Annotated in this window: 21 protein-coding genes; 7 read left to right on the top strand and 14 right to left on the bottom strand. The window is 43.4% G+C overall.

The annotated features are described in order from the left end of the window. Window positions 1–42: 42 nt before the first annotated feature. The 3 genes from CPIN_RS12505 to CPIN_RS36580 form a co-directional block, all read right to left on the bottom strand. A complete protein-coding gene (locus tag CPIN_RS12505) occupies window positions 43–1,716 on the bottom strand; it encodes a flavin monoamine oxidase family protein (RefSeq protein WP_012790166.1) in 1,674 nt (557 codons plus the stop codon). A 13-nt stretch (window positions 1,717–1,729) separates the two neighbouring features. After that, window positions 1,730–3,706, bottom strand: coding sequence for a thiamine pyrophosphate-binding protein (locus CPIN_RS12500; RefSeq protein ID WP_012790165.1), 1,977 nt, complete (start codon window positions 3,704–3,706; stop codon window positions 1,730–1,732). 326 nt (window positions 3,707–4,032) lie between these two features. Continuing rightward, complete coding sequence (locus tag CPIN_RS36580; RefSeq protein WP_012790164.1) at window positions 4,033–4,461, bottom strand: DUF8479 domain-containing protein; 429 nt, start codon at window positions 4,459–4,461, stop codon at window positions 4,033–4,035. 228 nt (window positions 4,462–4,689) lie between these two features. On the opposite strand from CPIN_RS36580, the gene CPIN_RS12490 reads away from it, so the two are divergent. Next, a complete protein-coding gene (locus CPIN_RS12490) occupies window positions 4,690–4,911 on the top strand; it encodes a T9SS type A sorting domain-containing protein (protein WP_187294759.1) in 222 nt (73 codons plus the stop codon). Between the two features lie 221 nt (window positions 4,912–5,132). Further along, window positions 5,133–5,435, top strand: a complete 303-nt coding sequence (gene ppnP / locus CPIN_RS12485; protein WP_012790162.1) for a pyrimidine/purine nucleoside phosphorylase — start codon at window positions 5,133–5,135, stop codon at window positions 5,433–5,435. Between the two features lie 134 nt (window positions 5,436–5,569). Here ppnP and CPIN_RS36575 read toward each other — a convergent pair whose 3' ends face one another. The 3 genes from CPIN_RS36575 to CPIN_RS12470 all read right to left on the bottom strand — a co-directional run bounded on the left by CPIN_RS36575 (window position 5,570) and on the right by CPIN_RS12470 (window position 11,153). Then, the gene (locus CPIN_RS36575; RefSeq protein ID WP_012790161.1) at window positions 5,570–6,625 is read right to left on the bottom strand and encodes an acyltransferase family protein; all 1,056 of its coding nucleotides are present in this window, start codon (window positions 6,623–6,625) and stop codon (window positions 5,570–5,572) included. 274 nt (window positions 6,626–6,899) lie between these two features. Further along, window positions 6,900–9,257, bottom strand: a complete 2,358-nt coding sequence (locus CPIN_RS12475; RefSeq protein ID WP_012790160.1) for a TonB-dependent receptor — start codon at window positions 9,255–9,257, stop codon at window positions 6,900–6,902. A gap of 90 nt (window positions 9,258–9,347) precedes the next feature. Continuing rightward, a complete protein-coding gene (locus CPIN_RS12470) occupies window positions 9,348–11,153 on the bottom strand; it encodes a site-specific DNA-methyltransferase (RefSeq protein ID WP_012790159.1) in 1,806 nt (601 codons plus the stop codon). A 166-nt stretch (window positions 11,154–11,319) separates the two neighbouring features. On the opposite strand from CPIN_RS12470, the gene CPIN_RS12465 reads away from it, so the two are divergent. Further along, the gene (locus tag CPIN_RS12465) at window positions 11,320–11,700 is read left to right on the top strand and encodes a hypothetical protein (RefSeq protein WP_012790158.1); all 381 of its coding nucleotides are present in this window, start codon (window positions 11,320–11,322) and stop codon (window positions 11,698–11,700) included. Between the two features lie 37 nt (window positions 11,701–11,737). Continuing rightward, a complete protein-coding gene (locus CPIN_RS12460; RefSeq protein ID WP_012790157.1) occupies window positions 11,738–12,265 on the top strand; it encodes a hypothetical protein in 528 nt (175 codons plus the stop codon). A gap of 101 nt (window positions 12,266–12,366) precedes the next feature. Here CPIN_RS12460 and CPIN_RS12455 read toward each other — a convergent pair whose 3' ends face one another. The 5 genes from CPIN_RS12455 to CPIN_RS12440 form a co-directional block, all read right to left on the bottom strand. Beyond that, window positions 12,367–13,491: a multinuclear nonheme iron-dependent oxidase gene (locus tag CPIN_RS12455; RefSeq protein ID WP_044218508.1), complete on the bottom strand. Its 1,125-nt coding sequence runs from the start codon at window positions 13,489–13,491 to the stop codon at window positions 12,367–12,369. A 36-nt stretch (window positions 13,492–13,527) separates the two neighbouring features. Next, window positions 13,528–13,683 (bottom strand): chryseobasin-related MNIO class RiPP peptide, encoded by a 156-nt coding sequence (locus CPIN_RS38950; RefSeq protein ID WP_012790155.1) that lies wholly within the window; start codon window positions 13,681–13,683, stop codon window positions 13,528–13,530. Between the two features lie 136 nt (window positions 13,684–13,819). Continuing rightward, window positions 13,820–14,785 carry a DUF5996 family protein gene (locus tag CPIN_RS12450; protein ID WP_012790154.1) on the bottom strand — a complete coding sequence of 322 codons (966 nt, stop codon included), beginning with the start codon at window positions 14,783–14,785 and terminating at the stop codon, window positions 13,820–13,822. 167 nt (window positions 14,786–14,952) lie between these two features. After that, window positions 14,953–15,486 carry a hypothetical protein gene (locus CPIN_RS12445; RefSeq protein ID WP_148230554.1) on the bottom strand — a complete coding sequence of 178 codons (534 nt, stop codon included), beginning with the start codon at window positions 15,484–15,486 and terminating at the stop codon, window positions 14,953–14,955. Window positions 15,487–15,647: 161 nt separating this feature from the next. Beyond that, on the bottom strand, window positions 15,648–16,151 hold the full coding sequence (locus CPIN_RS12440; protein ID WP_012790152.1) for a DUF3347 domain-containing protein: 504 nt from the start codon (window positions 16,149–16,151) through the stop codon (window positions 15,648–15,650). Window positions 16,152–16,441: 290 nt separating this feature from the next. Here CPIN_RS12440 and CPIN_RS12435 point away from each other — a divergent pair, with 290 nt between their 5' ends. Further along, window positions 16,442–17,830, top strand: a complete 1,389-nt coding sequence (locus tag CPIN_RS12435) for a right-handed parallel beta-helix repeat-containing protein (RefSeq protein ID WP_012790151.1) — start codon at window positions 16,442–16,444, stop codon at window positions 17,828–17,830. Between the two features lie 202 nt (window positions 17,831–18,032). Then, a complete protein-coding gene (locus tag CPIN_RS12430; protein WP_012790150.1) occupies window positions 18,033–19,490 on the top strand; it encodes an apolipoprotein N-acyltransferase in 1,458 nt (485 codons plus the stop codon). Here CPIN_RS12430 and CPIN_RS12425 read toward each other — a convergent pair. Beyond that, window positions 19,464–20,069 (bottom strand): Crp/Fnr family transcriptional regulator, encoded by a 606-nt coding sequence (locus CPIN_RS12425; protein ID WP_083781095.1) that lies wholly within the window; start codon window positions 20,067–20,069, stop codon window positions 19,464–19,466. The genes CPIN_RS12430 and CPIN_RS12425 overlap by 27 nt on opposite strands. Before the next feature lie 66 nt (window positions 20,070–20,135). On the opposite strand from CPIN_RS12425, the gene CPIN_RS12420 reads away from it, so the two are divergent. After that, on the top strand, window positions 20,136–21,734 hold the full coding sequence (locus CPIN_RS12420) for a T9SS type B sorting domain-containing protein (protein WP_012790148.1): 1,599 nt from the start codon (window positions 20,136–20,138) through the stop codon (window positions 21,732–21,734). 23 nt (window positions 21,735–21,757) lie between these two features. On the opposite strand, the gene CPIN_RS12415 is transcribed toward CPIN_RS12420, so the two are convergent. Together CPIN_RS12415 and CPIN_RS12410 are read right to left on the bottom strand one after the other, a co-directional pair. Beyond that, window positions 21,758–23,272 (bottom strand): DHA2 family efflux MFS transporter permease subunit, encoded by a 1,515-nt coding sequence (locus CPIN_RS12415; protein ID WP_012790147.1) that lies wholly within the window; start codon window positions 23,270–23,272, stop codon window positions 21,758–21,760. 169 nt (window positions 23,273–23,441) lie between these two features. Beyond that, window positions 23,442–24,596 carry a glycoside hydrolase family 43 protein gene (locus tag CPIN_RS12410; protein WP_012790146.1) on the bottom strand — a complete coding sequence of 385 codons (1,155 nt, stop codon included), beginning with the start codon at window positions 24,594–24,596 and terminating at the stop codon, window positions 23,442–23,444. Window positions 24,597–24,605: the final 9 nt, after the last annotated feature.

The raw sequence follows: 24,605 nt of genomic DNA, 5'->3' as shown, positions 1-24,605 counted from the left end.
CAACTGCTTTGCCGTTAGTATTTCAACACCCCATATCATTTATCAGCTGGGTTGCAGCTGACTAACATTATTGGTTTGTTTAGCATTCGCAGACGGCGCCAGGAATTTACCTAACATGATCTCAGCAGTCTGCAAGGCTCCTTCTACCCATCCTTGTGCATCGGAATACGCTTCTCCACAAATGTATAATGGTATCTCTGCTATCGGGTTTGTGATTTTGTCTCTTACTTCCCAACTCCTGATACCAATATTCCAGCTATTCCATCCGCCACCATATGGATCTTCTCCCCAGTCGCGGAAAGCAGCACTTTTTACCAACGGCGTATAATCCAATCCATGCATCTGCTGTAACTGACGAGCTATTTCTGCCACCATACGACGGGGGGCCTGATATTCATCCCATGTCTGGTTCAATTGGCCTTGTACCGGTGCAGCGTTCTTTCCATCAATCTTCTGATCATCATCTCCAATAAATGGATCAGCAATCTTTGCATGTGAGAGACCTGCTCTCCAGGCGGCAGAACGTTGTGGCCTTAATCCATCCCAGAAGCCGATGTTATTCCCATCATCATAGCTGGCCAGTAACATCGCCCTGCCATTTACAGCTGGCGTACCATCACTGTTTGGCCAATAGTATGTTTGTCTTACCGGCAGATCGGTTACAGAACGGCCTGACTGTACAGGAACGAACTTTCCTTCCGCATTGGTATAGCCTGCGATTCTCCACCATGGATTTGCATAAGTAGTGAAAAGTTTGAACAGCGGTCTTGGTGTAACACTGCTGATCAATGGCTGGATCCGTTTTAACTCAGGACTATCAGGCATTATCAGATCAAGCGCCCGACGCGGCATAGCCAGAATCAGTTTTCCGGCAATGATCGTTTGATCGTTCGCAAAATTGAGTGTAAACTGTCCGTCTGTATAGTCAAAGTTCAGCAGCCGATGTTCCAGACGAACATCTCCACCATCCTTTTCAAACAGCTCTGCCAATGCAATGGGTACCTGCTGGAAACCATTGGTAAAACCTTTGTATTTGGGAGAGATACCAAAGTCCGATAAGTACCAGGGAATAGCATCACATGCATTCCAGTTTACCAACGTCGAATCATAACCTCCTGCATCCATCGCAAACTGGTAACCCTCACTACTGATCACCCTGTACAAAAGATTCCAGAAACCCCAATGATATAAAGGTAAGCCATCAAAAGAAGCCACTTTAGCCATTTCACGACGCTCGTCCTCTGTCAGATCAGGATTAGTGATACCTGGTACAATCTGTTCGATAGCGTTAACAATAATAGTACCCGGACCGTTTCCTTCTTCCAGGAATGACATATTATACGGTACCTTATCGGGTCTGGTTGCAAAATCAACCAGACGCAGGTATTCACCACGCAGATAGGCCAGATTCTGAGGTTCATCTACAGGAAAATCATAGAGTGTAATCTTTTCTGCAGCTGGTAATTCCGTATTTAGGGTTTCAATCAGGTCTACGATCAGTTTCTGGGTATTTTCCAGGATACGCATACCACCCAGTTCTGCTGTCATATATGGGATTTCAGGTGGCTTTACTGATAGTAAACGCCCTCCGATATGATCGCTGCCTTCGAATACGACGATCTTCTGATCAGGGAACTGTTTTTTCAGTTTCCAGGCACTATATACACCGGAAACGCCGCCACCTATGATGGCGATATCGATTTGTTCGTTTGCCATAATGATAATGGTTTTAGAAGATTGAAGGAATGTTGGATGGTATATGTCTGTTAGTAGCTACGGACAACAGTTTTGCTTTTACCGTATCCTGGTGGAAATAATCCAATACCGGTTGCTTGCTGTAATAAGCGGTGATAGCGTCAGATGTGGATGGAGCTGTCGGCGTATTGCCTGCTATTCTCATATCAAGTATATAAGATGTAGTATTATTGAGTACATGATCAATGCCTCGTTTGATCGCTCCCTTCACTGCTCCTGGTGTTTCCACCACTTCTCCGTTCTCACCACCGAATGCTTTTGCCAGTGATACGAAGTCGAGCTTGGGTCTTTCAAGACGCAGATACGGCGGATCCATCGTTTTGGGTTTCCAGCCATAACCAGGTGCACTGCCGTAAGCACCAACTACCTGTTCTAATCCCAGTTGCAGGGTATGGTATTCCTGGTTATTTGTAATGATATACAGAATAGGTAGCTGCTCATGTGCTGCCGTCCAGTAGGTCTGTGGATAAAACAGCGAAGAACCATCTCCCACGGCATTAATCACCAGCTTCGTACCTGTCCCCTGTGATGAAGCATTCTCCAGTTTGATACCCAGTGATGCCGGCATTGACCAACCTAGTGAACCTCCTGCTACACAGTAATAGCTTACCGGTTTGGCTCCATTAGTACTGAATGGCAGATAATATTGGAAAGGAGCGCCATCAGATACCGCCTCATGCACGTATACGAAGTCGTCTACCAGTTCCCTTTCTTCAATTTCTTCTTTCAATGCTTTAGCGATAACGACAGACCATATATCTTCCTGCTCCATTGCTTCCAGCAGATATGCATCCCAGTCCACTGCTCTTTTTACTGCTAATAAGCGCATCTTTTCATTTCTGGCAGCAGCACCTTCCGGCGGAGCAGGCTTAATATAATCGTTCAGAATAGGCAGTGTTGCTTTAATATCACCAAAGATCGCCGCTTCTCCATAATAGTTCTTCGCAATATCCCAGGTATTATTCGTGAGGTATACCTGTGTCAGTTCAGGAGGGAACAGCGGTCCGTCGGAATATTTATATACAGCCAACTGTGCCTGTGCGCCAAATCCGATCAGGAATGCTACATCATGATCTTTAAATACGCCCTGGACACCCGCCTGACTTCCAGGCAATTCTCCCTGCCAGTGATAATCATTATTAGGGAAATTAGCCAGACTGCTAAAGCTTTGTAATACGACCGGTGCACCCAACAGTTCAGCCAATTCCTGCAATTCCGCCCAGGCGTCTGCATAGCCAACTGCATCACCGGCTACTATAACAGGATTCTTAGCTGCGGAAAGAATAGCTGCTGCTTGTCTGATAGCGTCATTATCGCCTGTAAAATGTGGAGATATACGGGTTACTCCTTTGACCTTATCGTCATCCTCAATAGCAACCATCGTAAAGTCCCATGGGATTGATACGAACACAGGTCCATTAGGGGGCGCCATAGCTTCTTTAAAGGCACGTTGTAATACTAATGGAATTTCCTCAGGGGTACGTACTTCATGCGCCCATTTAGTGTATTGTCTGGCAAGGTCTACCAGATTAGAGGCCAGCAGTGGTTCCTGTGTGATCAATTCATTCTGTTGCTGGCAACAAAGAATTACCAGTGGTACCTGGGAACGGTATGCATTGAACAAGTTGCCGATACTATGGGCAATACCGGGAGTAACGTGTACAACCAGTACTCCTGGTTTACCAGTCATCCGGGCAGATCCCATTGCCGCGCCAATCGCAATGTTTTCATGAAGACACTCAATATAACGTACTTCATTTTCCGGATAAGAAGTACCGTCTATAATGGGAATTTCATTGGTCCCTGGTACACCGAAAATATAATGGATACCCAAATCTTTCAGGATATCGAATACATAATCTCGTGTCCAGCGTGTAGCCTGGTCGAACGCGTGTTCGATCACATCGTCACTGGTCTGGCGTACAGCCTGATCCATTTGTGGTGTTTTCATATAGTGGAGTTTTGGAATTTGGTTATTCAGAGGTTCTTGTCGTGGACATTTTTTCGGGTATCATGAATAAGGTGCCGGTATTTTAAGGGTTTGTCAATTCACTGAAATACAGATTGTAAACAACCGTTTATTGTTGATTGTTTACCGCTGTATGAAAAAAACAGAAGATGTTTTCGTAGTAGTATGCTACAGATTTAATCATACAGCTTGTTGATACATTGTCGCTTTTAATCATTTCTCAAAAAACCTATATGCATGTCAGGAGACACCAAGTATATCCAGGTAAACTATATTTCACTATCATCAACGAAAAGTTGCAGTATATATTAGTTATACCGCTCAGCTGTAAACACCATCCTGACTATAAAAATTCCTTTTTTATCCACGTAATTGTATGCAATGGTTGTTTTATGATTGCGTAGTTCAGCCATTAAAGGATTAGTCTTAATATTGTTAAGTATTGTTGGTTCTATCGACTGTTTCAGAAGAGTCGTATCTATAGCAGCTCTATCAAAGTTAACGAGCGTATAATTGTATTGGAAAACATTGCCGGGAAGTACGACAGCATTATCAATCCGGGTTTCTTTATCAACCAATAGCGGGCATTTTTTATTGATCTCATTAGCGGCTTGATTCATGGTCTTCTCAAATGAGGGATTAACAAAGACAAGTTTCTGTCCTAACCACCCTCCCACTGTAGTGCCCAAAACCACACCAATGACTATTAAGAGATTATTCCTTTTCGTTTTTTCCATTTAAAAGAAGATTTATCGGAAACTAGTAAAAATCATCACCTGATTTAGTTAACGCGAAGTTATTTCATTGACATTTTATCTTGGGTAAGTTACAATGACGCCAAGAATGAGACGCCCGGTTCATTAACAAAACATATACGCAGTGTAGATGTCACTTTATCATTTGCCTGCGGTTATCTACTACCGCAAGATATGTACGTATGTATGGTACTGCCCGTAGCTCCAAGCATGGATACTCTATTTACGGGTTCCAGGTATATGAAAGCCTGGCAACAGCAACTACCGCAGCAATGGCGACAGAAAAGCCAGATCAGCCTCTATGACATGAGCGATAAAGTACACATCTCTGGAATCACTACTGCCATTACTTACAATATGGACGTAATTAAATTGCCAACAGGTATCTATATTGTACAGATTATCACCGATGGTAAAAAGACCATCAGGTAGATCGTCAAAGAATAAAAGACATACTGAGGCGAAATCTATTACAGCATGTCGCCGCAGTATTTTTGATATTTCCTTCTGCCAACGCCCGAGGCACCCGTGTATATTAGTAGTAAGACCCAGTCAGGTGATTTTACACCGGATCAGGACCAGGGGCTATAATTTTATCACGGAAAAAATTAATTTAGAGGCATCAGAAAAAAAATATTCAATAAATTAACACTATGAGTAGTTCAACCACCACCGATAAGGTTCAACATAATGTATACTTTGATGGAAAGGTGCAGAGTCTCGGTATCGAGACAGACAAAGGACCTGCAACCGTTGGCGTGATGAAACAGGGAACTTATGTATTCAATACCAGTTCACTTGAGACAATGGTCATTATTACAGGCGAAATGAGTACAAAGGTAAGTGGTGGCGACTGGATCATACATAAAGCGGGAGATAGCTTTGAAGTAGCTGCGCATACATCATTTGATGTAATATGCGATGCAGATGTAGCCTATATCTGTTACTACAAATAGAAAATGGAATATAACGCGGAATATCACCAATAGGTAAAACTGCCCAATTTATATTAAAAATGGCCTCCGGAAGTCAGTGACTCACGGAGGCCATTTTTAATATAAAGTATTTATTGAAAACTACTTTGACCTGGTTATGCCGCTATCTCCTTAGGTCGTTTTTTCATCATCGGTGTCTCAAAGTACTTAAACAGTATTGCAGAGACAATCAGTGTAAGAACCAGGGCTGCCAATTTTGACAGCATCTTATGCTGAACCAATTTGTAGATGGTAAACAAAATCGGAATATGGCTCAGATAAATAGAGTAAGACCAGAAACTCAGACTGTCTATCCATTTTGAGAACATACTGAAGATCCCCTGAGGTCTTGGTAACATGCTTACAGCAGGGAGCATAAGTGAAAATCCGAGAGAGCTGACTACCAGTAAATATCTCTTTTCAATATCCGCATTATACAACATACCCGCATGATAGACGCCTAAATAAGCGATACACAAAAGGACACACCCGATTATAAAAGCCATCCATTTCTTACGGTTTGTGATCTCGGCATTAGACAGCCAGAAACTCACCAATACGCCACAGCCGATCGCATCTAGTCTGGCAAGCGTTACACCTCTGATGGCGGTGGAGGTATGCTGTTGTATCAACATTTCACGGACTGCCGCAGACAGAATGAAAATAACACTCAATGCAACGAGAAAGGCCGTTTTCCTTTTTGTCAACAAACGGCTGATAGCAAATAATATCAACGGAAACAGGAGATAGAAAAACTCCTCTATACACAAACTCCAGGCTACTCCAAAGAAACCATCCTGACGGCTCAACAGATTTTGCCCGAACCAGATATGTTCTACCAATACAGACAAGCCAGGCAATCCTCCGGCAATAAAGTAATGGTAAAACAGCATGATGATAAGAAACAAATAATAGTTAGGTAAGGTACGCCACCAGCGACGTGACCAGAAGTTAACGGTGTGTTTGAAAGACCATTCATTTGACTCCGAATAACTACGCCAGAGAATCTGTCCGATCAGGAATCCGCTTAATCCGAAGAATAGTTCTACTCCCCAAAAGCCTATGTGATCAAGTTGTTTAAAGAAGTGAGCCATCAATACGAATATAATGGCAAGAGCGCGGGCGAAATCTAAGCCGAAACTCCGGGATGGGGATTCATTTGTCTGATTCATAGGTTTTTTAATGTACTAAACTAAATATGGCCGGTTGGAGCGTGTCGTGTCGCACCACAATCCGTGAAACAAATTTCTATATTTTATATATAATATGCAAGATCCTGGCATATGTTTAATATATAAAGTGATAGAATTTCAGCATATCTTATTAATCAATACATTACGACTTGAGCACCTAAGCATCCATTTACTAATTCAAGTAATAGATTAGGGAAAATGGGAGTAAACAAAAACGCCGGAGATGATCTCCGGCGTTTTCTATCTTATCACATCAGAACTTTAAAGTGGCGCTACCTGCAATAGATCGCGGTGGTTGAGGATTACCATAGGGCCCCCAATAACGCTCGTCTCCCAGGTTATCCACTTTGATACCCAGTCTGTAACGGGGCTGATCATAGAAGATACTTGTATTTAACACCGTAAAGGCAGGATTGGTAAAAGTATTCTGGTCATTATAATAGTTATCACTGTTATAGTTGCCTCCAAAACCCAATCCGAGACCTCTTACAGGGCCGTTCGTCACGCGATAACTGATCCAGGCATTGATCATATTCTTTGGTGCCCGTGCCGGCGTTTTACCTTCTATCGTTTTATCCGACTTTGTGTACTTGCTATCGTTGTAGCCATAACCTGCCACGATATTCAATCCGTCAAGCGGGTTAGCGATAAGCTCAGCTTCAAAACCTTTACTACGCTGTGTACCATCCTGTACCAGGTAACGGTTGTCATTAGGATCAGTACGCAGTTTTTCGGATACTTCAATATCATAATAAGTGGCAGTTGCCGTAATACGCTTGTTCAGCATCTCAAGTTTTACACCACCTTCCAGCTGATTCGCCATCTCCGGTTTGAATACATTTCCGTTGATATCCAGACTGGAGGAATAGTTAAAACCATTCAGGTAATTACCAAAAACAGACAGCTGGTCTTTGATAACCTGATATACGATACCCAACTTCGGAGACAAGGCAGTTTTATCGTATGCACCGGTTGTGACACCTGTCAGCAGGTTTGTACTACCTTTTGATTCTATCCTGTCCAGACGCAAACTTAACATGACCATTAACTGCTCCGTGATATTTACTACATCAGATGCATAGGCACCATAACGTAATGTCTTGCTGGTAGTAGCGGAAGTCAATGGCAACTGCGCCAAACGCTGATTTACTTTCTCTATCGTAATGAATGGCGTTGCAGGTTTGGTATAATTTATTGAATCATACAGGAAACGTTGAATATAGGTAGGTTTCGTAACATCCGCGAGGTAATCAATACCAATTACCATACGATTCCGGAAGCGTCCTATGTTAAATTCACCATTGATGTTTTGCATCACCTGTACAGCATAGTAATGATGGTTATACTTCTGTACCTGCCTGCTCATAAGCGTGTCATTGAGCATTGTAGGTGTAAACTGCAGTTGATTCTTTGCATCTATACCACCATAGTTAAAAGAGGTAGAAGAACTCCACCTGCTGTTGAATTTATAATTCATGGCGCCGTAGAAATTGTAACCAGGGAAGGTTGAAGTAAGATCGTCACTGCTGAAGGTACGGAAATAGTATGGTAACAGATCTTTCATGCTTTTTTGCTTTGGCAAAGCAGCCGGGTTAGGCGTAACACCCATACCAATGCTGGTACCGAAATTGCGGTATACCTCTGCATCTATCAGGAAAGACATTTTATCATTCACCTGATAAGACAAGGTAGGTGCAAAAAAGTAATTGCGCGAAAATCCATTTTCCTGGAAACCTTCCTGTGAATGACGGGCTGCATTTACACGCAGCAGGGTTTTCTTGTCTTTATCCAGTGGCGCATTCATGTCAACACTCAGTCTGCTGAGGCTAAAGCTACCACCAGTATAGGTTACGTCCGTCTTAAATACGTCAAAAGGACGTTTTGTCACCCTGTTCACCACGCCGCCATAAGATACAGCACCTGAACCGAACAGTGTACCTGATGGGCCTTTAATCACTTCAATACGTTCTACGTTGGAAACATCGATCGTTGTCAGCTGATTTGCGACCAGTCCGTTACGTAAATAGTTAGGCGTACGGAATCCGCGGATAATAGTAGAACTACGTCCATTAGACACCTGCTCAAGGGTATTCACTCCGGCCGCATTTTTAACCGCATCACGGTAGTCTGTTACAATCTGCTCTCCCATCAGCTCCTTGGTAATAACGCTGTATACCTGTGGATTTTCGAGATTGCTGATAGGCAAGCGGGAAACATTATAGGTTTCTTTTTTTGCAAATTTATTAGAGTTTGCGGTGATCTCTACTTCCTGTAACTGTTTGTCTGAAACAGCCAGCTGGAAAGTCACATCGATCTGTTTGTCCGCTGCTACCGTAACAGATTGCGTAAGTGTAGTAAAGCCAATCAGCGATACAACCAATTCATACGTACCGGCTGGCACATCACGTAATATAAATTCGCCATTCTCATTGGTGATGGCATGTTTCTTCGTCTCTTTCAGCACAACCGTTACCGAAGGCGCTGCATTGCCATCACTGGTAATGACCTTGCCTTTAATGCTACCTTTCGGTGCATCAGCAGCGTTTACGTTAAGAAATAAGCATAGCATTGCTACTACAAATAGCAGGTATTTGTTTAGAGGTACTGTCATCATGGATTATTTGGCTGCAAAGTTTATCACGATGCGCGCGAATAAATAATCGAAATGGGAAAAGAATTTATCTAATGCGGAAAAAAGCGATTAGCCATTTCTGACAGTCTGCTCAAATACTTCAGATAAGAGGTCTGTAATTTTAATATGGATAACACCTGCATTTTTCGGAATAGGATACACGCCCTCTACCAGACGATGACGCTCCGGCACATCTACTACTTTAGGTTTGAATACAGCGCCATCATAGTTATAATCGATCATAACACTATCCACCAATTCTTTCCAGTCACCAACATTCTCCCGCTGAAGAGATAGTTTCTGCAAAAGATTGATCGGGTAAAACGCCTGTATAATAACCTTCGCATCTTCAATAGCTATCGTGGCTTCTGCATCCCGTTTCAATTCAAGTGTAGTTTTATCTTTTAAAATATCTACTACTTCAATATCCAATTTATAGGGAACAGTACTTTGTAAATGTATTGCTAAGTCGGGTTCATGTCCCATACAGATTAACAGAAGACGAAGTACAGGTTTTCGGGGATGTTTGCTTTTTAATTTCTCAAACGCCTTGTAGTCAAAATTGGCTATTAATTCATTCAGATCAGCAAGGGTAGTTATTCTGTTAATCGGCATAATGCTGACCATTCTCCCATCTTTCTTGCCATCATAGACGTTGTTATTGGGAAAGGGTTTTATTTCAAGTGCTTTTATTAATATCTCCTTTGCCTCCAGTGGGTTCCGGAATACATCAAAATGGTTAACGTTATACACCTGGAATCCAGTATACCGGGTTATTTTTTCCTTCCGTTTATTCAGTTCTGCGGCAACATGCAACAGACGCTTCGTGGTCGTCTGTACCGCCCCTAAATTGATATCAGCGCCAATAAACTTTCTCCCGGTTTTCATGGCAACTGCCTGTACAGTGCCGGAGCCCATAAAACAATCAAAAACAATCGATCCGCGGTTTGTCGTTGCCAGGATTATTCTTTCCATCAGATCTTCCGGCTTTTGTGTAGGATAGCCTAACTTTTCTTCCGATTTAGGATCAAGCCCTTTCATGTCCCATACAGAGTCGAGCGGTTGACCTTTTGCTTCATAAATAACATCATCTGCCTCTGGTTCTCTTTTATACGCCCGTTTCCATTTATTCAGATACCTGATGAAGCGGCTGTCCTGTAACGGCATTTTTTTTCCATAAATCCTGCCGTTTTCATCGATATAGTCAGCCCATCTGACAGCATCAATGGTATTCTCCAGTGAGGTATCATACAATTTATTATAAATAAAGTCCGATCCTTTTTTATAAAACAACAGGTTATCATGTTTTCGGGCGAAATACTTCTTTGTCTGTCCCTGAAAGGTCTTATAATGCCAGATGATTTCATTGATGCAATTGTCGGGGCCGAAGATCTCATCCATGATACATCTCAGGTGATGCACTTTATGCCAGTCGCATTGTAAAATAATGGATCCTTTATCCGACAGCAGCTCTCTGATCAGCATAAGCCGCTCATACATAAATTGCAGATACTCGTCATTAGACCATATATCGGTATACTGCTTTTCCTCAAACGATATCGCATTATTAATGACTTCTTTTCCCCGTAATTTTATCTTCTTTCTGTAATCAGCTTTGCTGTCGTAAGGAGGATCGATATAAATGAAGTCAATTTGTCCTTTATAGTCTTTTAGCAGATGACTCATCACCTGTAAATTATCCCCCCAGAATATCTTATTCATCCATCTCTTCACCTCTTTTCCATAGACATCTTTCAATTGGGCAGGATAATACCGGGTAATATTAAAAGGACGCCTGCCTTTCCAATGTAACATCGGATAGCCCTTAACTGGTTCAAATGTGTATTCCTTTGATTGTCTCTCCTGATTAGCCATCTTTCAACTGTTTGCGTACTGTCCGGGGTTGCTCATTGTTCCCTGTTGCTGTCTTTTGTACTTATCTTCAAATATAGACATAGTCTTCATTATATTGTCTTTATTTACCTTGAGTGAAATACCGGATTTCACTTCTTCTTTAGAAATAATTTGAGTACATTCATGTATGAAGACGCATTTCCTTTACTACCTATTATTACCACTTGTTGTTGCCTGCAAAAAACCAAGTACTCCCATTGCATCCAGGTTACCCGAAGTTAGTAAGGGTATTAGCAGTTACACTTATCAGCTTGTTACTGCGGCTAATAGTATCGTACTGGATACCGGCACTGTATACCGGCTTGGACTCGGACAATATGCGTCCTTTTTCAAGTTTGACCGGCGTATAAAAAACGGTAATTTATATTATGAAGCTATTGAGGAAAGCACCAGACAGCTCAGTCCCCTGAAATTTTATATATCGAACAATGGCACCGGAGAAGTGCTTGGAATTACAAACCCATCAGCAGAAGAAACTGAAAAGTTCAATAAAGCATGGCAGCGATAGATGATTGGCACCTTACCCTTCAAAAAATAAATCCCTTATGAAAAAGACACGACTAAACTATATTCTTACTAAGCAATTTTATTATCTGCCACTGATACTACTGGCTATCGCAAGTATTAGCACAGGATGCAGGAAAACAAAAGCACCTAATCCCTGCGAAGACTTAATAAGTGAAAAAGCACCTACACAGGTCAATATGGTCCTGATAGATGGACAAACGGGAGAAAACATACTTTTATCCGGAGATATCGATGAAGCAGCCATCACCGTCACGCAGGAGCTTGAAAGTAGCACTGCGGTGCCGTTTGGGGTTATAAAGGATGCTGGCTCGCCCCGGTATGGATCATTGGCATTTCTTATTACTGATACCCGAAAAGGAGCGTTCAAATATAAGATAACGATTCCTACTGTGGGTACGACGACCTTGTCTTACACAAACAAGGAAGAAAAAGCTGACAATCCTTGTAAGCCTTATTATATCATCGTAACTGATCCCGTGCTTGAAGAGCGTCCATATACACTTACACGAACAAGTGGGCGTTTATTATTTCAGCTAACGCTTTAAGTTGTACGCTACAGATAGGTGCACTAATTGTATCTAAATGGAAAGAGGCTACCAGCCAACTTTGTCCATAATAACCTCAAGCTACCGTCACCTTCCTTATTTTATTTCATCCACTTCTGTGCAATCTTAACAGCGGTTTCAATCATATGTGGTTCCCATTGTTCTATTCTCCAGTCTGAATTGGCCAGTGATGATGTTGAAAGTGACTGCATCGCCTCTCCATAAGATGCAGATGATTCGAATATGGCAGACAGTTCCAGCTGTTGCTGATACAGCATCATGTCTTCAACAACAGCGTCAGTTGAAAAAGGTATTAAAGGCAAAAAAGGATCTGTCGAAGTATCATCTGCCTGATCGTTATGCTGCTGAATGATCTCCTGCATCCGGAGGAAATCATTATAAAAGTATTGTCTGCTTGTCTCAGTTTCCAGTCCATTACCTAATTGTTCCAATACCACATATTTAAGCTGCGGACATCGTGGAATGGTCATTTCAAGCAGCTGAAACACTTCTGTGGGAACCGCATCATCATGTGTATCCCTTCTTATACTACGGGAGGGGGTAGCTACAGAATCTTCCCAGCTGCCACCCGAGATGTGTATTTCTCTCACCCTATCCAATGGATACAAAGCGATCATTTCTTCAAATGTGACATCAAAATTCCGCAGCTGACAGTATAGGTTATGCAGATCCAGAATAATAAAACCGTTGACCGGTTCCAGTAGCTGTTCCAAAAAGGCGCCATGTCGTTTTACTTCATCCAGTGAATAGGAGAATGCCAGATTTTCAAGTCCAACGGGCCTTTTACAAGCCTCGTATATGCGTTTCAGTCTGTCTCTGCCAATATTGAGTGTAATGGCAGTATATGGAATATTCAGCGGAGCACCCTGATGAAAATCCTTACCGGTCATGAACCCGAAGTGCTCCGTAATATGATCAAACTGAAAAGCATCGGCGGTCTGTGATAAATGTTTTAGCCAGTTCTCCTGTTCAGGTAACCATTTGCCTGAAAAGAGAGAAAAGAAAACACCATGACCGATCAAACGGTTTTCATCACTAAAGGCTGTCAGCAGTTCCCGAAACCAATCAGGTACTTCTTTCACCTTATATAATGCATCGAACGACCACTCTATGGCTTCTATTCTGGATTCTTCCATTAAAGGCAAACAAGCAGCGAGGATGTTTGCATCCAGATTACAGGCAACAGCCGATAAAACTTTTGGCACCCTTTTGAAATTACAGCGTAAATGTCTGATTAGTTATCAACCCATACCACAAGCAGGACAAGCGTCCAGCGGTTGACTTTGTTTGGGCTTTTCTTTGGGTTTTGGCTGTTCGTCTTTCCCGCAGGAAACCACAGTTGTCTGAATAGCGATACCGATCAGAATCGCGCTGATAAGAGATTTTGACAGCTTCATTCTTGTGTCTTTAAGATGAATAAAGAAATAGGTATTTATTGTCCCCGGACTACAGCTACCAGTCGTTACAGGCACTGGGAATTACTACCTGTTAAACGTGGTGTAAAATAAAAAGTTACAGCCGGGTTATAAATACTCATCGCTGTTTATAACATCCGTATTCATTCTCCAGGTGGGACAGATCACATTCCAGTGATGTACGATCCCAATGCGCGGTATTGGCGCATGCCTCATAAGTGGATTGCAGAAAAGCCAGTAATGTCTCTTCAGGATTATCTGCCTGTTGTACCGCCTCATAATGCAGCAGGTACTCTCCCATTTCATTACTATAAAAAGCGGCTTCAGGCTGAACAGGCTGCTGACCAAAAGCCTCATTCCCCGGATAACAATAAGAATAGAAAGCAACGTGTGGATATTGTTCACTGCCTGGCCAGAATCCGCAGGAGCTTACTTCCTTTGAATAAGATTCCTGCATAACCGCTGCCGGCATGTTAGGAGCAGATCCCTGGTGCAAAGGGGCATCTCTGCCGGAAAAGCGGGTAACCGCCAGATCAAAAGCACCCCAGAAGAAATGAACCGGGCTGTTTTTGCCTGTAAATCCGGACCTGAACCGTGTCAATACATTATGCACTCTTACAAGGGCCTGCCAGTAATCTTCCATTTGTTGCGGATCATATGGGCGCTGTGCATGATCCTCCTCAAAAGGAATAGCGCCTTCCAGTTCGCTGGGGGTTGTATATATAGCGGTGTGGATATCCAGGGCTTTCAATTTTGTGATAACGGCATTATAAAAGCCAGCCACTGTTCCGGGGGCCAGGTCTACCGTATCTCTTCCGCCTGTGCTTGCCGTAATCACCAGCTGGTGTCGGTGAAAATCAAAATCCATCTGAAAAATTCCATGTTCATAAGGCATACTGCCGGAACTCAATCCATTGGCAGTAACATACAGGGTTACGTGCCAGGAGTGATTTAACCAGGGCATCTTCCTGAGACGGATCTTCCCTACGACCTGTGTCCACAGATGTACGGCTGCCAATGTACCTTTCAAGTCGTCAAATTTCAATACAGGCCATTTGTCCTGCTTTAAAGATCTACCTTTCATAACTTAGCCTTTGAAGATTAATGGATGCATTTTACAGTAGTAATTTACTGAAAATCAAGCCATATTCCTCAAAGGAAAAGCAGCAGGCAATTGGGGTACCTGGCCTTTAACACGATAAAAATTACTGATGGGTGTGAAATATCCGTGTGGAGTGATACCGGGAGTCACTATTGCAGACCATTTCCCATCACCGGGAAAGTAGCCGGTGCGTAGAAAGGCGAATAGCCATTATAGCTGCCTCTGCTGACGCCGATACTTCCGGAAATAGAGAACGTCTTCTGGTCATTCGTGTACATTACACCTACTGAAGCGGCGGCGTTAGCGCCCAACTTCCTGACCTGCATGAAGTTATTGGTCTTGGAAAGACCCGTTTGCCGCGTAACAGTGTTGAAATTAAAAAGATAAGGGGCTGCTGATACGTTCGCGAAAGCGGTTATATTATTGGTCAGTGGCTTATTCAGCTGTAATGCCAGGGGGGCGGACAGATATGATCCTCCTCCTCCCTTAAAACCAATAAATCCTGTGGACAAACCTGCATATTTTGTCACATACCATTTCTTCTGGAAGCTGCTGTCCGTATTATGAGAAGGGCGTCTGAAGAAAGATTGCGTGCTATCCTGCGCACCAACAGTCGCAGGCACCTGTGCCTTTACGCCCATAGCCGACAGCAAAATTGCGGTAAAAAGGATTGTCCGTATCATCTCCATAAAGATAGGTATCCTTTTTTATTAATAATGCTAACATAATCATAATGTCTTGTCCGGTACATAAATAAAAATACCATCCCCGGACATTAAAAAAGCATGTCCGCAGGAGAAATCTGCGGACATGCTTCCATCTGGTTATAATCACTTACCGTTGTTTACAACGAAACCGTATGTTCCCCGATAACCTTCCCGCAGGTCAGCATATTCTTAGGATAATACGGATTTTTGATTTCATCTGTGTTGCTTACCCAGGTAACACCTGTCATCGGACATTGCTGATAATAAAATGTTGACTTATACATCGGAATGATACCTGTCAGTTGCCAGAAAGCCTCGGAGCAACCAGCAAAATATTTTCTTTGTTTGTTCACGTTCTGTGTACCGGCCATGCTGGTCACATCTGCCAGTAATCTGGTCTTGGTTGCATCAAAAGTCTGCTGTGAATACGCCTTCATACCGGCGGGTTTGAATTCCTCCAGTGCAGCAGTCATTGCAATAGCTGCTTTTTTCACAGCAATAGAGTCGTTCTTTACCAGTCCATCTTTAATCGCCAGATAAGCCACCGATAAAGACTGATTGTGTTTGATCGCACGTTTATTTTGTGCGGACAGGATAGTAAAAGGCGCCAGTGCAAGCAGCAGCAGTAATAATTTCCTCATGTTTGGCTCTGTTTAGAATTTGTTTTATTGCTCAATAGCCGTAAAGATATATTTCTTTAACATTAGCCGGTAAAATTATGTGTATTGCAGACAGGAATGGCATCTAATTTGTACCGCATCTTTCAGGACAAAATGACCTGCATATTAAACAGACCGATACTTACTGATATAGATTGTTTGTAAATATTAAGCTTTGCTTTTATCAAACCTTATTTATTGTTTAGACATGCGCCTACCGTATGTGTAAGTACGCGCTATATGTTTTTAACCATACCCTAAAAGCGAAACTGATGAAACCGATCACCTCTGTTCTACAATCAATGATTGTAGCGACCCTCCTGTTCTGTGCATCCAGTTGCCGGAAAGAAGATACCCTGATAGAGTCCCTGGATACACCGGACAATCTCGCTACCGCCAAAGTATCCGCTACAGGACGACAATTCACACTGCTCCCGGATGCAGACGGCCGTCTGGTAATAGATAACGCCATTAATACTTATCAACCAGGAGATGTGCTGAATCTGGCAGGACAATTTAAAGCCGTTCTGATCTCCAACCTGAATGGTAATGCAAAAGCCCCTATTATCATACAAAACCTGAAGGATTCTGTCGTTAGTATTGGTAACCCATCCTGGAATGGTGGCGGACAACCAGTTGCGTGCGTATTATGGAATTGCCATTATATCAAATTAGGTGGGCAATCGGGGCAGCAATCCTTTATTATCAGCGGTTCTACACAAGCTGCCCGGGAAGCCTATTATGATTTACAGATTGGTAATAAATCGGATAATATCGAGATCTGCAATCTTTCCATTATGAACGGCGGCAACGGTATCGTTGCGAAAACAGATCCTGTAAAAGGCGATCGGGGTACCGTACATCCTAACCTGATCATGCAGAACCTGTCCATACATGACATCGATATCATGAATACTAAAAATGAAGGCATGTACGTAGGACATACAGCTACTTACTGGGATCTGACCGCTAATGTACCCTATTATGGCGCTCCTGGTAGTGGAGCAACCGGACATGAATACGTACAACCTGCTATGTGGAATAATGTAAAGATCTATAACTGTAAAGTACACGAGACTGGTCTGGATGGTATTCAGACAGCGGCTATTAACCAGTTAGAGATCTATGATAATGAAGTATACCACTGGGCTACGCAGCAAAACGCTTCACATAATGGCGGAATACTGATAGGTGGACGAGCTACCAATACGAAAACCCACAATAATTACGTACATGACGGATGGGGAGAACTCTGTCAGTTCTATGGATCAGGAGAAAAAGGCTCCTCTCACTTTATATACAATAACCTATTTATGAACAATGAATCTGATGGCATCAGTGTGCGCGGCAGCGCAAATGCGATCGTATGGATCGGTTATAATACCATTGCCAATACGAGAGGGAATAACGTCCGTCTCAATGGCTATACCGGTATGAAAGCTGCTCAGTTCATATATGGGAATGTACTGATTGCACCCAGGAAGGGTGAATCGACTATTTACGACAAGAATTATATCTACATCGAACAAGGCGCTACGCTGAAAGAAGGCGACGGTGTCTATAAAAACAAAAGGTATCCTACAATGGCTGCCGCAGGCGCTGGTAACAGAAAATTCCAGACGCCTGTCGGACAAACCCAGATCGGCGCACCGGGATTCTAATGCACTATACGGCTCCGGCAGTTCCCGTTATATAACGCGGACTGCCGGAGTTTATGAACGACTCCATAAAGGGTCATACAGGAATGATTTAACGGATTTGAAACGTTGCTATTATACAGAATCTTATCTCCGGCATTTCTTGATATTTGTCAAGCCTGCCTCCCCAGCTAATATTCTATCTTTATGACAGATAGAAATGAATATGTCAGCTACCGCCTTTACATCCAGATTTTCAGTTTTCCTCTCTATCCTGTTATCAGGAGTATGCTTTTATGTCGGGAACGGATTAACCGGAGACTATTGGTATCTCGTCTGGATTGCTCCCATCCCTATCATCAGCCTTTCATTGGTACATAACCGGAAAGTTGCTTTTGGCGCCGCATTTCTTGCATATGCGATCGGCAGACTAAGCTGGCTAACCTACCTTATCAGAGTAGCAACCCTGGTACCGGCGCTTACCATGTTGCTAATCACCGCACTGATCTTTGCCGGGATTATTATATTGAGTCGGTCAACAGCCATGCGATCAAAGGCATGGTATGCCGTATTCGCATTTCCGTTATACTTTACGGCATTTGAATACCTGCTTTTCAGGTTTTCTGCTGACGGCACCGCTGCCAGTATTGCCTATTCCCAGATGAACTTTCTTCCCATCATACAGGTAGCAGCTATCGGCGGGATATTGGCTATTACGTTTATCATCACACTGATCCCCTCCTATATTGCATTTGCATACTATTATGCGAAGAACAAAACCGCACTTTTATATCTATCAGTGGTATGTCTTCCATTGGTCATCGGTACTTTGGCATTCGGTTATCTGCGGCCAGCGCATACGGCTGCTGCTGGTACAATAAAGATAGGAATGGCGACCATCCCAGAGGGATTACATAATACTTCCGGCGAACCGGATGCTGCTAAAGATAGTATTGCTACCGCCCTTTATCTGTATCAAATTGACAGTTTAGCACAGCAGGGAGTACAGGTGGTCTTATTACCCGAACGTGTCCTGAGTATAGATAAGCACTCAGAAAAAGAAATGATGCAGCAGATACAGGCTGCTGCTGCCAGGAATCATATTTACCTCATCACTGGTTACACCAACCTCAGGGAAGATATTGCGTATAATTCAGCGCTTGTTGTAGACAATAAAGGACATTTACTAAGCGACTACAACAAAAGGCACCTGGTAACCGGCTTTGAACAACAATTCACACCAGGAAAGACCCTCGGAATGTTTCAACTTGAAAAGGTACCCGCAGCTGTTGCCATCTGCAAGGACCTGGATTTCCAGGCGTATATCCGTGAATATGGGAAACAAGCTCCCAGGGTCTTGTTTGTACCCGCCTGGGACTTTATCGTGGATGACTGGTTACACTGTCGTATGGCCCTCCTCAGAAGTGTTGAAAATGGAATCCCTCAGGTAAGAGCAGCCAGAACCGGGCTACTGACGATTAATGATTGTTATGGCAGCGTGAGCAGTGAATTCAGTAGTGCGCACCGGCAATCAGCAGCTTTAGTTGGAGTGGTTTCACTGCATACGGTAGATACGTTCTACACCAGGTACGGAGATTGGCTGGGAATCGTAAGTTTGATTGCTGCCGGTTTATTGATCCTCCTTACCTATACAATATCACTTTTTCGTCTTCAGACGGCTTAAAGTTTCCGGACTTATTCCCAGGTAATCTGCAATCATACGGGAAGGCAGCCGTTTGATCATTTCTGGATGATCCTGCATCAACAGGCGGTATCGTTCCCTGGAATCAGCGGTTATCAGCCCTTCAATCCTTCGGATAGCGTTGACGTATGCTTTTTCCACTTCGAGACGTTCCATCCTTTCCCAACCGGGAATCGTGTTAAAAAGCAACTCACGGTCTTCATATTTCAGCATAAGCAGCTCCGAGGGTTCCGGACTTTGAATAGCCGCTACAGAGGGTTCCCTTTGCACAAAACTGGGGAAAGCCGTCCCCATTTGTCCTTCGAAAATCAGGAACCGCGTAGACTCTCCTCCCTCTTCATTGGTCAGAAAAACACGCAAACAGCCTTTGATGACGAAGAACAGGTGTTTTGCAATAGCTCCTGCAGGCAAGACTATTTCATTTCTTCCTGTGGATCTTGCTGCAAAACATTGTTCTACCAGCGCTTCATGCGCCGGGGATAATGTTATTCGTCCTGCCAGGTATTGTTTCAGGGCTGAGTGCATGATCAAATGAATATTGTCTACCAATAAAAGTAACATAATAATATAAATAATTTATATTCGATGTCTGATTACAGTATCGCCCTATAATAACTGGTAATGCGTATGCGCGGCAATAAATATACGAGGTACATATATGCACTGCAATTTATTCTTCTCCTGATAGTTTCCACAAGCTATGCGCAACAGGTCATTCCGCTTAAAAATCCTTCCCTAGATCCAAAGACACCCGGCACTTCCGTCATCGCAGACAAATGGGACAGCGATATGCCTTATCCTATTGTAGGACCAGACTTTGCCTGGAATTCCTCAACACCTGCTGCTGATGGAAAATATTTTATAGAATTATGGGGATTGTATAGCCGCAACTCTTATTCCAATCCACCGGGAAAAATTGAGTTCTGGTCCCATTCCATAGGACAGCAACTGGATGAACCGCTTTATACCAACAGAACGTACGAATTATCGTTCGATCTGAAGACGATCGACTATAATCCTTATCCGGGCATTAACAGCCTTTATTATGGCTGTATGGCCATTATGGGAAGTGCGATCAAGGGCGGTCCGGAACAACGGCTCTATACCTCCGGAAAGTTCTACCATGCCGACTGGCAACGTTACAGAGCAGTCTTCACGCCTTCATCTGATATTAACTATATACGTATCACGGCTGTTTCCGCAGATGGAGATACGGCTAATGTGACCACCGATATCGACAATCTGTCGACCATCAATGAAACCATGAACTATGTACTCGAAACGGGTGCATCCTGTCCTGGAGCAGCTACCGGCTTTGTGCGTGTAACGATCCCAAATCCTGTGGATACATACACTTATCTCTGGACGCCCGGCAACTATACCACTAATGAAGTAAACGGCTTATCAGCCGGCACTTATCATCTCACCCTCAGCGGCGCTTCCGGATCAGTAGTCAATAAAGAGGTGGAAGTAGCAGCATATAACATGGCACTTACACAACAGGTGACGCCTGTTAGTTGTTATGGCAGCGCAGATGCGGCTATTGAAATCTATTCCAACAGCGGACAAGCGCCTTATTCCTATCAGTTAGATGATGGTGCCGTGAATACGACCGGGATTTTTAGCAATTTGCCTGCAGGTGATTATACGCTTACAATTACAGATCAACAGTGTACCGCTACAGTAAATATCTACATCACAGAACCAGCCCCTCTGACAGTCGAACATGCACAGACCAGCAGCGTAACATGTAACAGTGCCTCAGACGGACAGATTATCCTGACGGCAGCCGGAGGAACAAGACCTTATACTTACAGTGTGCAATCCGGGTTAGCACAGCAGGATAGTATCATCCGTAAACTTGATGCAGGTACGTACCAGTATATCATAACAGACAACCATAATTGTTCTGCCGGTGGAGAAGCTGTCATTACCCGTGAGTGGCGGGAATGTGCTGTTTTCGTACCTACAGCCTTTAGTCCGAATGGAGATGGTAAAAACGACGTATTCCGTGTGAGATTGCAGGATAATATCTCTGACTATCGCCTGGCTGTTTACGGTCGCTGGGGACAGCTTGTATATGAATCACGTGATCCTGGCGCTTCCTGGAATGGCAAATATAAGGAAGCAGCGCTGCCAGCGGGTACTTATGTATGGACGATGACTTATACAGATAATAAAAATCAGCTTATCCAGCAACAGGGCACCCTAATGCTGGTCCTGTAATGAGGACCAGCATAACAATGCTTTTATTTGCTGTCGTTTTTTGAATTGATTTTAATCCGCTGCCGCACTGAAAAGATAAGTACCGTTAAAATAATGCCCGCAATTATCATAAGCATAAAGTTGGCTTTCACCACGCCAACCTGCGTATCATGCGCCTGTCTAACGAATGCTTCAGCACGTACCTGATCTAAGGAGGTAGTACTCTCCCTGATCGCCTTTTGTACTACCGGGTCTTTCAGGTCCAGGTGTCCTAAGAACCTTGTGTAATCTGGTTCCGGCGCTTTGTAGGTAAATGCAGAAAATAACGCAATACCAAGGGCTAAACCCAGTTGCTGTACGAGGTGATACATGCGTACCCCGGGGCCGATTTCTTTATTTTCCAGTTTTGAGAAGACGAATGTGCTTACTGATATGGACAACAATATGACAGCCAGTATCCGTACAGCCAGCAGATAGTATATGTAGGTGGTATACTTCGGTGCTACCGGCTGCTGGAATACCATATAGTTATAAATAATCAACAGGATCGGACCTGCTGCCAATATGTATTTCAGGGCCTTCTTTTCTTCTATGAGGATCGTGATCAGGGCCATTACCAAAATAATACAAACAATCACCAGCCAGGGGGATATCTTTGGCAATTGTGCGTGCCATCGGAGCGGAATTGTTATCGTAGAAGAGGAAGCGGCTATACCCAAGGCGGCAACGAATGCTAATATCAGACCATTACGCAGACTCACATTCCGCAATAAACCATTCTCTCCCTGTGGGGTGATCCATTCTAATTCTCTGCGGATAAAAATAACGAGCCCCACCAATCCACATAGCAGCAGAACAATGATAAAGGGGCTCTTAAACCACTCTTCCTGCTGTCCTCTTGTCAGCGCCAGATATAGGCAGGATGCTCCGATGCTCACCATGATCGTTCCCAGCCAGTCTTCCCGTTGCTGATATCGTTTGTTTTCTACAAAAACAAGGACCAGTATACACAGCAGGATACCCACCAGTATATTCGGATAAAAAATATAAGACCAGGTGTAATTGTCTGTTATATATCCACCAAAAGGCGCAGCCAGCATATTTCCACCCAACATACCCAATATAAAAAATGCCTGGGCAGTAGTCCGTCTTTGCGGCGGCCAGTTTTCCAGGATCATTGTATGTGACAATACCAGCATAGCGCCTCCACCTAATCCCTGTAAAAAACGCAAAATTAACAGTTCTTCTATACTGGTAGCGTTGCCACAGAGAAAGGAAGAAACGATAAACAGGATAAGTGTGATAATGAGGTATTTCTTGTTACCCAGTTTCCGGGAAAGCCAGTTGCTGAAAGGGATAATAGCTATATAGGCGAGTACATATACAGTCGTTACCCAGCTGACTTCATCCAGCGAGACACCCAGGTTGCCCCTTATCTCGTTAAACGCCACATTTGTTACGGTGCAATTCATAACTGCCACCAGGACACAAATAAAAGCTATAAGGGTGATACATGCATGGCGAAAGCCATATCCGGTAAAAGAAGCTGATTTCTCCATAGGAATAAGGACAGGATATATTATACAGCGAAGATAATATACCTCAGCTGACATAGCAAATGAGAAGATCTCGCCGGAGGAAATTATCAGACAATAGTTACAATAAAAACAACTGCCCGAATGATTTATCCGGGCAGTTGTTTTTACTATTTATACGTAATAACAATAACTATTTTGCCGGTAGTGGCTGTGGTGTTGTTGTTGGTCCTTCGACTATAAGTGTACCCTTTTTAGGAATCTTCATTCTGTCAATAAAGACCACCCGCTGATCACCTGAAGCAGCTGTTCTTCCGTGATACACACAGAACATTTCCTTTCCATCTGGCGAATAGGTAACACTATTATGTCCGGTGCCTGTTACGACACCTCCTTTTTCCACATTCTTCTGCAATACCGGATTGTTCGCCGCTTTTTTAAACGGGCCTAAAGGACTTGCTGATGTAGCATAACCTACCGCATAATTTTTCCCTCCGAAGTAGTTCGCCGAATACATCATATAGTACAGGTTATCCTTCTTAAATGCCACGGAACCTTCCGTCCACCTACGGTTCACTTCTTTTGATGTCACAGAGCGGCTTTCCCATTCGGCCTGTCTATCGCTCATTCTCACAGGCGGACGCAGTAAGAGTACCGGCTCACCTATTACCCCGCTAAAATCAGGCTTTAATTCAACGCCATACACCCAACTTTCTTCAATTTCCCGGAACCATCCTTTCTGTTTTGCCCAGGCGGCAAATTCACTCTCTACCGGGTGTTTATAACAACAACGGGAATAATAGAGATACATCTTACCCTGCTGGTCCATCAATACGTTTGCATCAATCACCGGATAACCAGGATCAAAAACTGGTCGTTTATACAGATCAACGAAAGGACCAGTGGGTTTGTCAGCCACAGCGACTCCGATACGGAAGTTTTCTTCTTCGTTCGTAGGATTCTCTTTCCATTGAGCGCTATAGAACATATAAAATTTCCCGTCTTTTTCATATACTTCCGGCGCCCAGTACGCACCATCCCATCTGGCAGTAGAATCACTCCAACCATTGACGTTACTGGCGAAATATACCTGGCCTTCATTTTTCCAGTTTACCAGGTCTGTGGAGGAATAAGCGCCATATCCTTTCTGCGCGGTACCACCGGTACCATACATGTAGTATTTGTCTCCTTTTACATGTAATACATAAGGATCTCCGAATTCCACGGATAAGGGATTCTGATAAGTACCTGGCGGAACTGTCTTGTTATCCTGCGCAGACGATGCGGAGGTATACATTGTTAAAGTCAGCAGGGATAAGCCGGTGAGTGTGTTGATTATTCGTTTCATCTTTTATTA

The organism is Chitinophaga pinensis DSM 2588 (genome assembly GCF_000024005.1).
GTDB classification, from domain to species: Bacteria; Bacteroidota; Bacteroidia; order Chitinophagales; family Chitinophagaceae; genus Chitinophaga; species Chitinophaga pinensis.
This window is presented reverse-complemented; position numbering and strand designations above follow the sequence as displayed.

Coding starts and splice junctions, on each gene's coding strand:
- CPIN_RS12505 (WP_012790166.1), bottom strand. CDS start 1,716: ATGGCAAACGAACAAATCGATATCGCCATCATAGGTGGCGGCGTTTCC.
- CPIN_RS12500 (WP_012790165.1), bottom strand. CDS start 3,706: ATGAAAACACCACAAATGGATCAGGCTGTACGCCAGACCAGTGACGAT.
- CPIN_RS36580 (WP_012790164.1), bottom strand. CDS start 4,461: ATGGAAAAAACGAAAAGGAATAATCTCTTAATAGTCATTGGTGTGGTT.
- CPIN_RS12490 (WP_187294759.1), top strand. CDS start 4,690: ATGGATACTCTATTTACGGGTTCCAGGTATATGAAAGCCTGGCAACAG.
- ppnP (WP_012790162.1), top strand. CDS start 5,133: ATGAGTAGTTCAACCACCACCGATAAGGTTCAACATAATGTATACTTT.
- CPIN_RS36575 (WP_012790161.1), bottom strand. CDS start 6,625: ATGAATCAGACAAATGAATCCCCATCCCGGAGTTTCGGCTTAGATTTC.
- CPIN_RS12475 (WP_012790160.1), bottom strand. CDS start 9,257: ATGACAGTACCTCTAAACAAATACCTGCTATTTGTAGTAGCAATGCTA.
- CPIN_RS12470 (WP_012790159.1), bottom strand. CDS start 11,153: ATGGCTAATCAGGAGAGACAATCAAAGGAATACACATTTGAACCAGTT.
- CPIN_RS12465 (WP_012790158.1), top strand. CDS start 11,320: ATGAAGACGCATTTCCTTTACTACCTATTATTACCACTTGTTGTTGCC.
- CPIN_RS12460 (WP_012790157.1), top strand. CDS start 11,738: ATGAAAAAGACACGACTAAACTATATTCTTACTAAGCAATTTTATTAT.
- CPIN_RS38950 (WP_012790155.1), bottom strand. CDS start 13,683: ATGAAGCTGTCAAAATCTCTTATCAGCGCGATTCTGATCGGTATCGCT.
- CPIN_RS12450 (WP_012790154.1), bottom strand. CDS start 14,785: ATGAAAGGTAGATCTTTAAAGCAGGACAAATGGCCTGTATTGAAATTT.
- CPIN_RS12445 (WP_148230554.1), bottom strand. CDS start 15,486: ATGATACGGACAATCCTTTTTACCGCAATTTTGCTGTCGGCTATGGGC.
- CPIN_RS12440 (WP_012790152.1), bottom strand. CDS start 16,151: ATGAGGAAATTATTACTGCTGCTGCTTGCACTGGCGCCTTTTACTATC.
- CPIN_RS12435 (WP_012790151.1), top strand. CDS start 16,442: ATGAAACCGATCACCTCTGTTCTACAATCAATGATTGTAGCGACCCTC.
- CPIN_RS12430 (WP_012790150.1), top strand. CDS start 18,033: ATGTCAGCTACCGCCTTTACATCCAGATTTTCAGTTTTCCTCTCTATC.
- CPIN_RS12425 (WP_083781095.1), bottom strand. CDS start 20,069: ATGTTACTTTTATTGGTAGACAATATTCATTTGATCATGCACTCAGCC.
- CPIN_RS12420 (WP_012790148.1), top strand. CDS start 20,136: ATGCGCGGCAATAAATATACGAGGTACATATATGCACTGCAATTTATT.
- CPIN_RS12415 (WP_012790147.1), bottom strand. CDS start 23,272: ATGGAGAAATCAGCTTCTTTTACCGGATATGGCTTTCGCCATGCATGT.
- CPIN_RS12410 (WP_012790146.1), bottom strand. CDS start 24,596: ATGAAACGAATAATCAACACACTCACCGGCTTATCCCTGCTGACTTTA.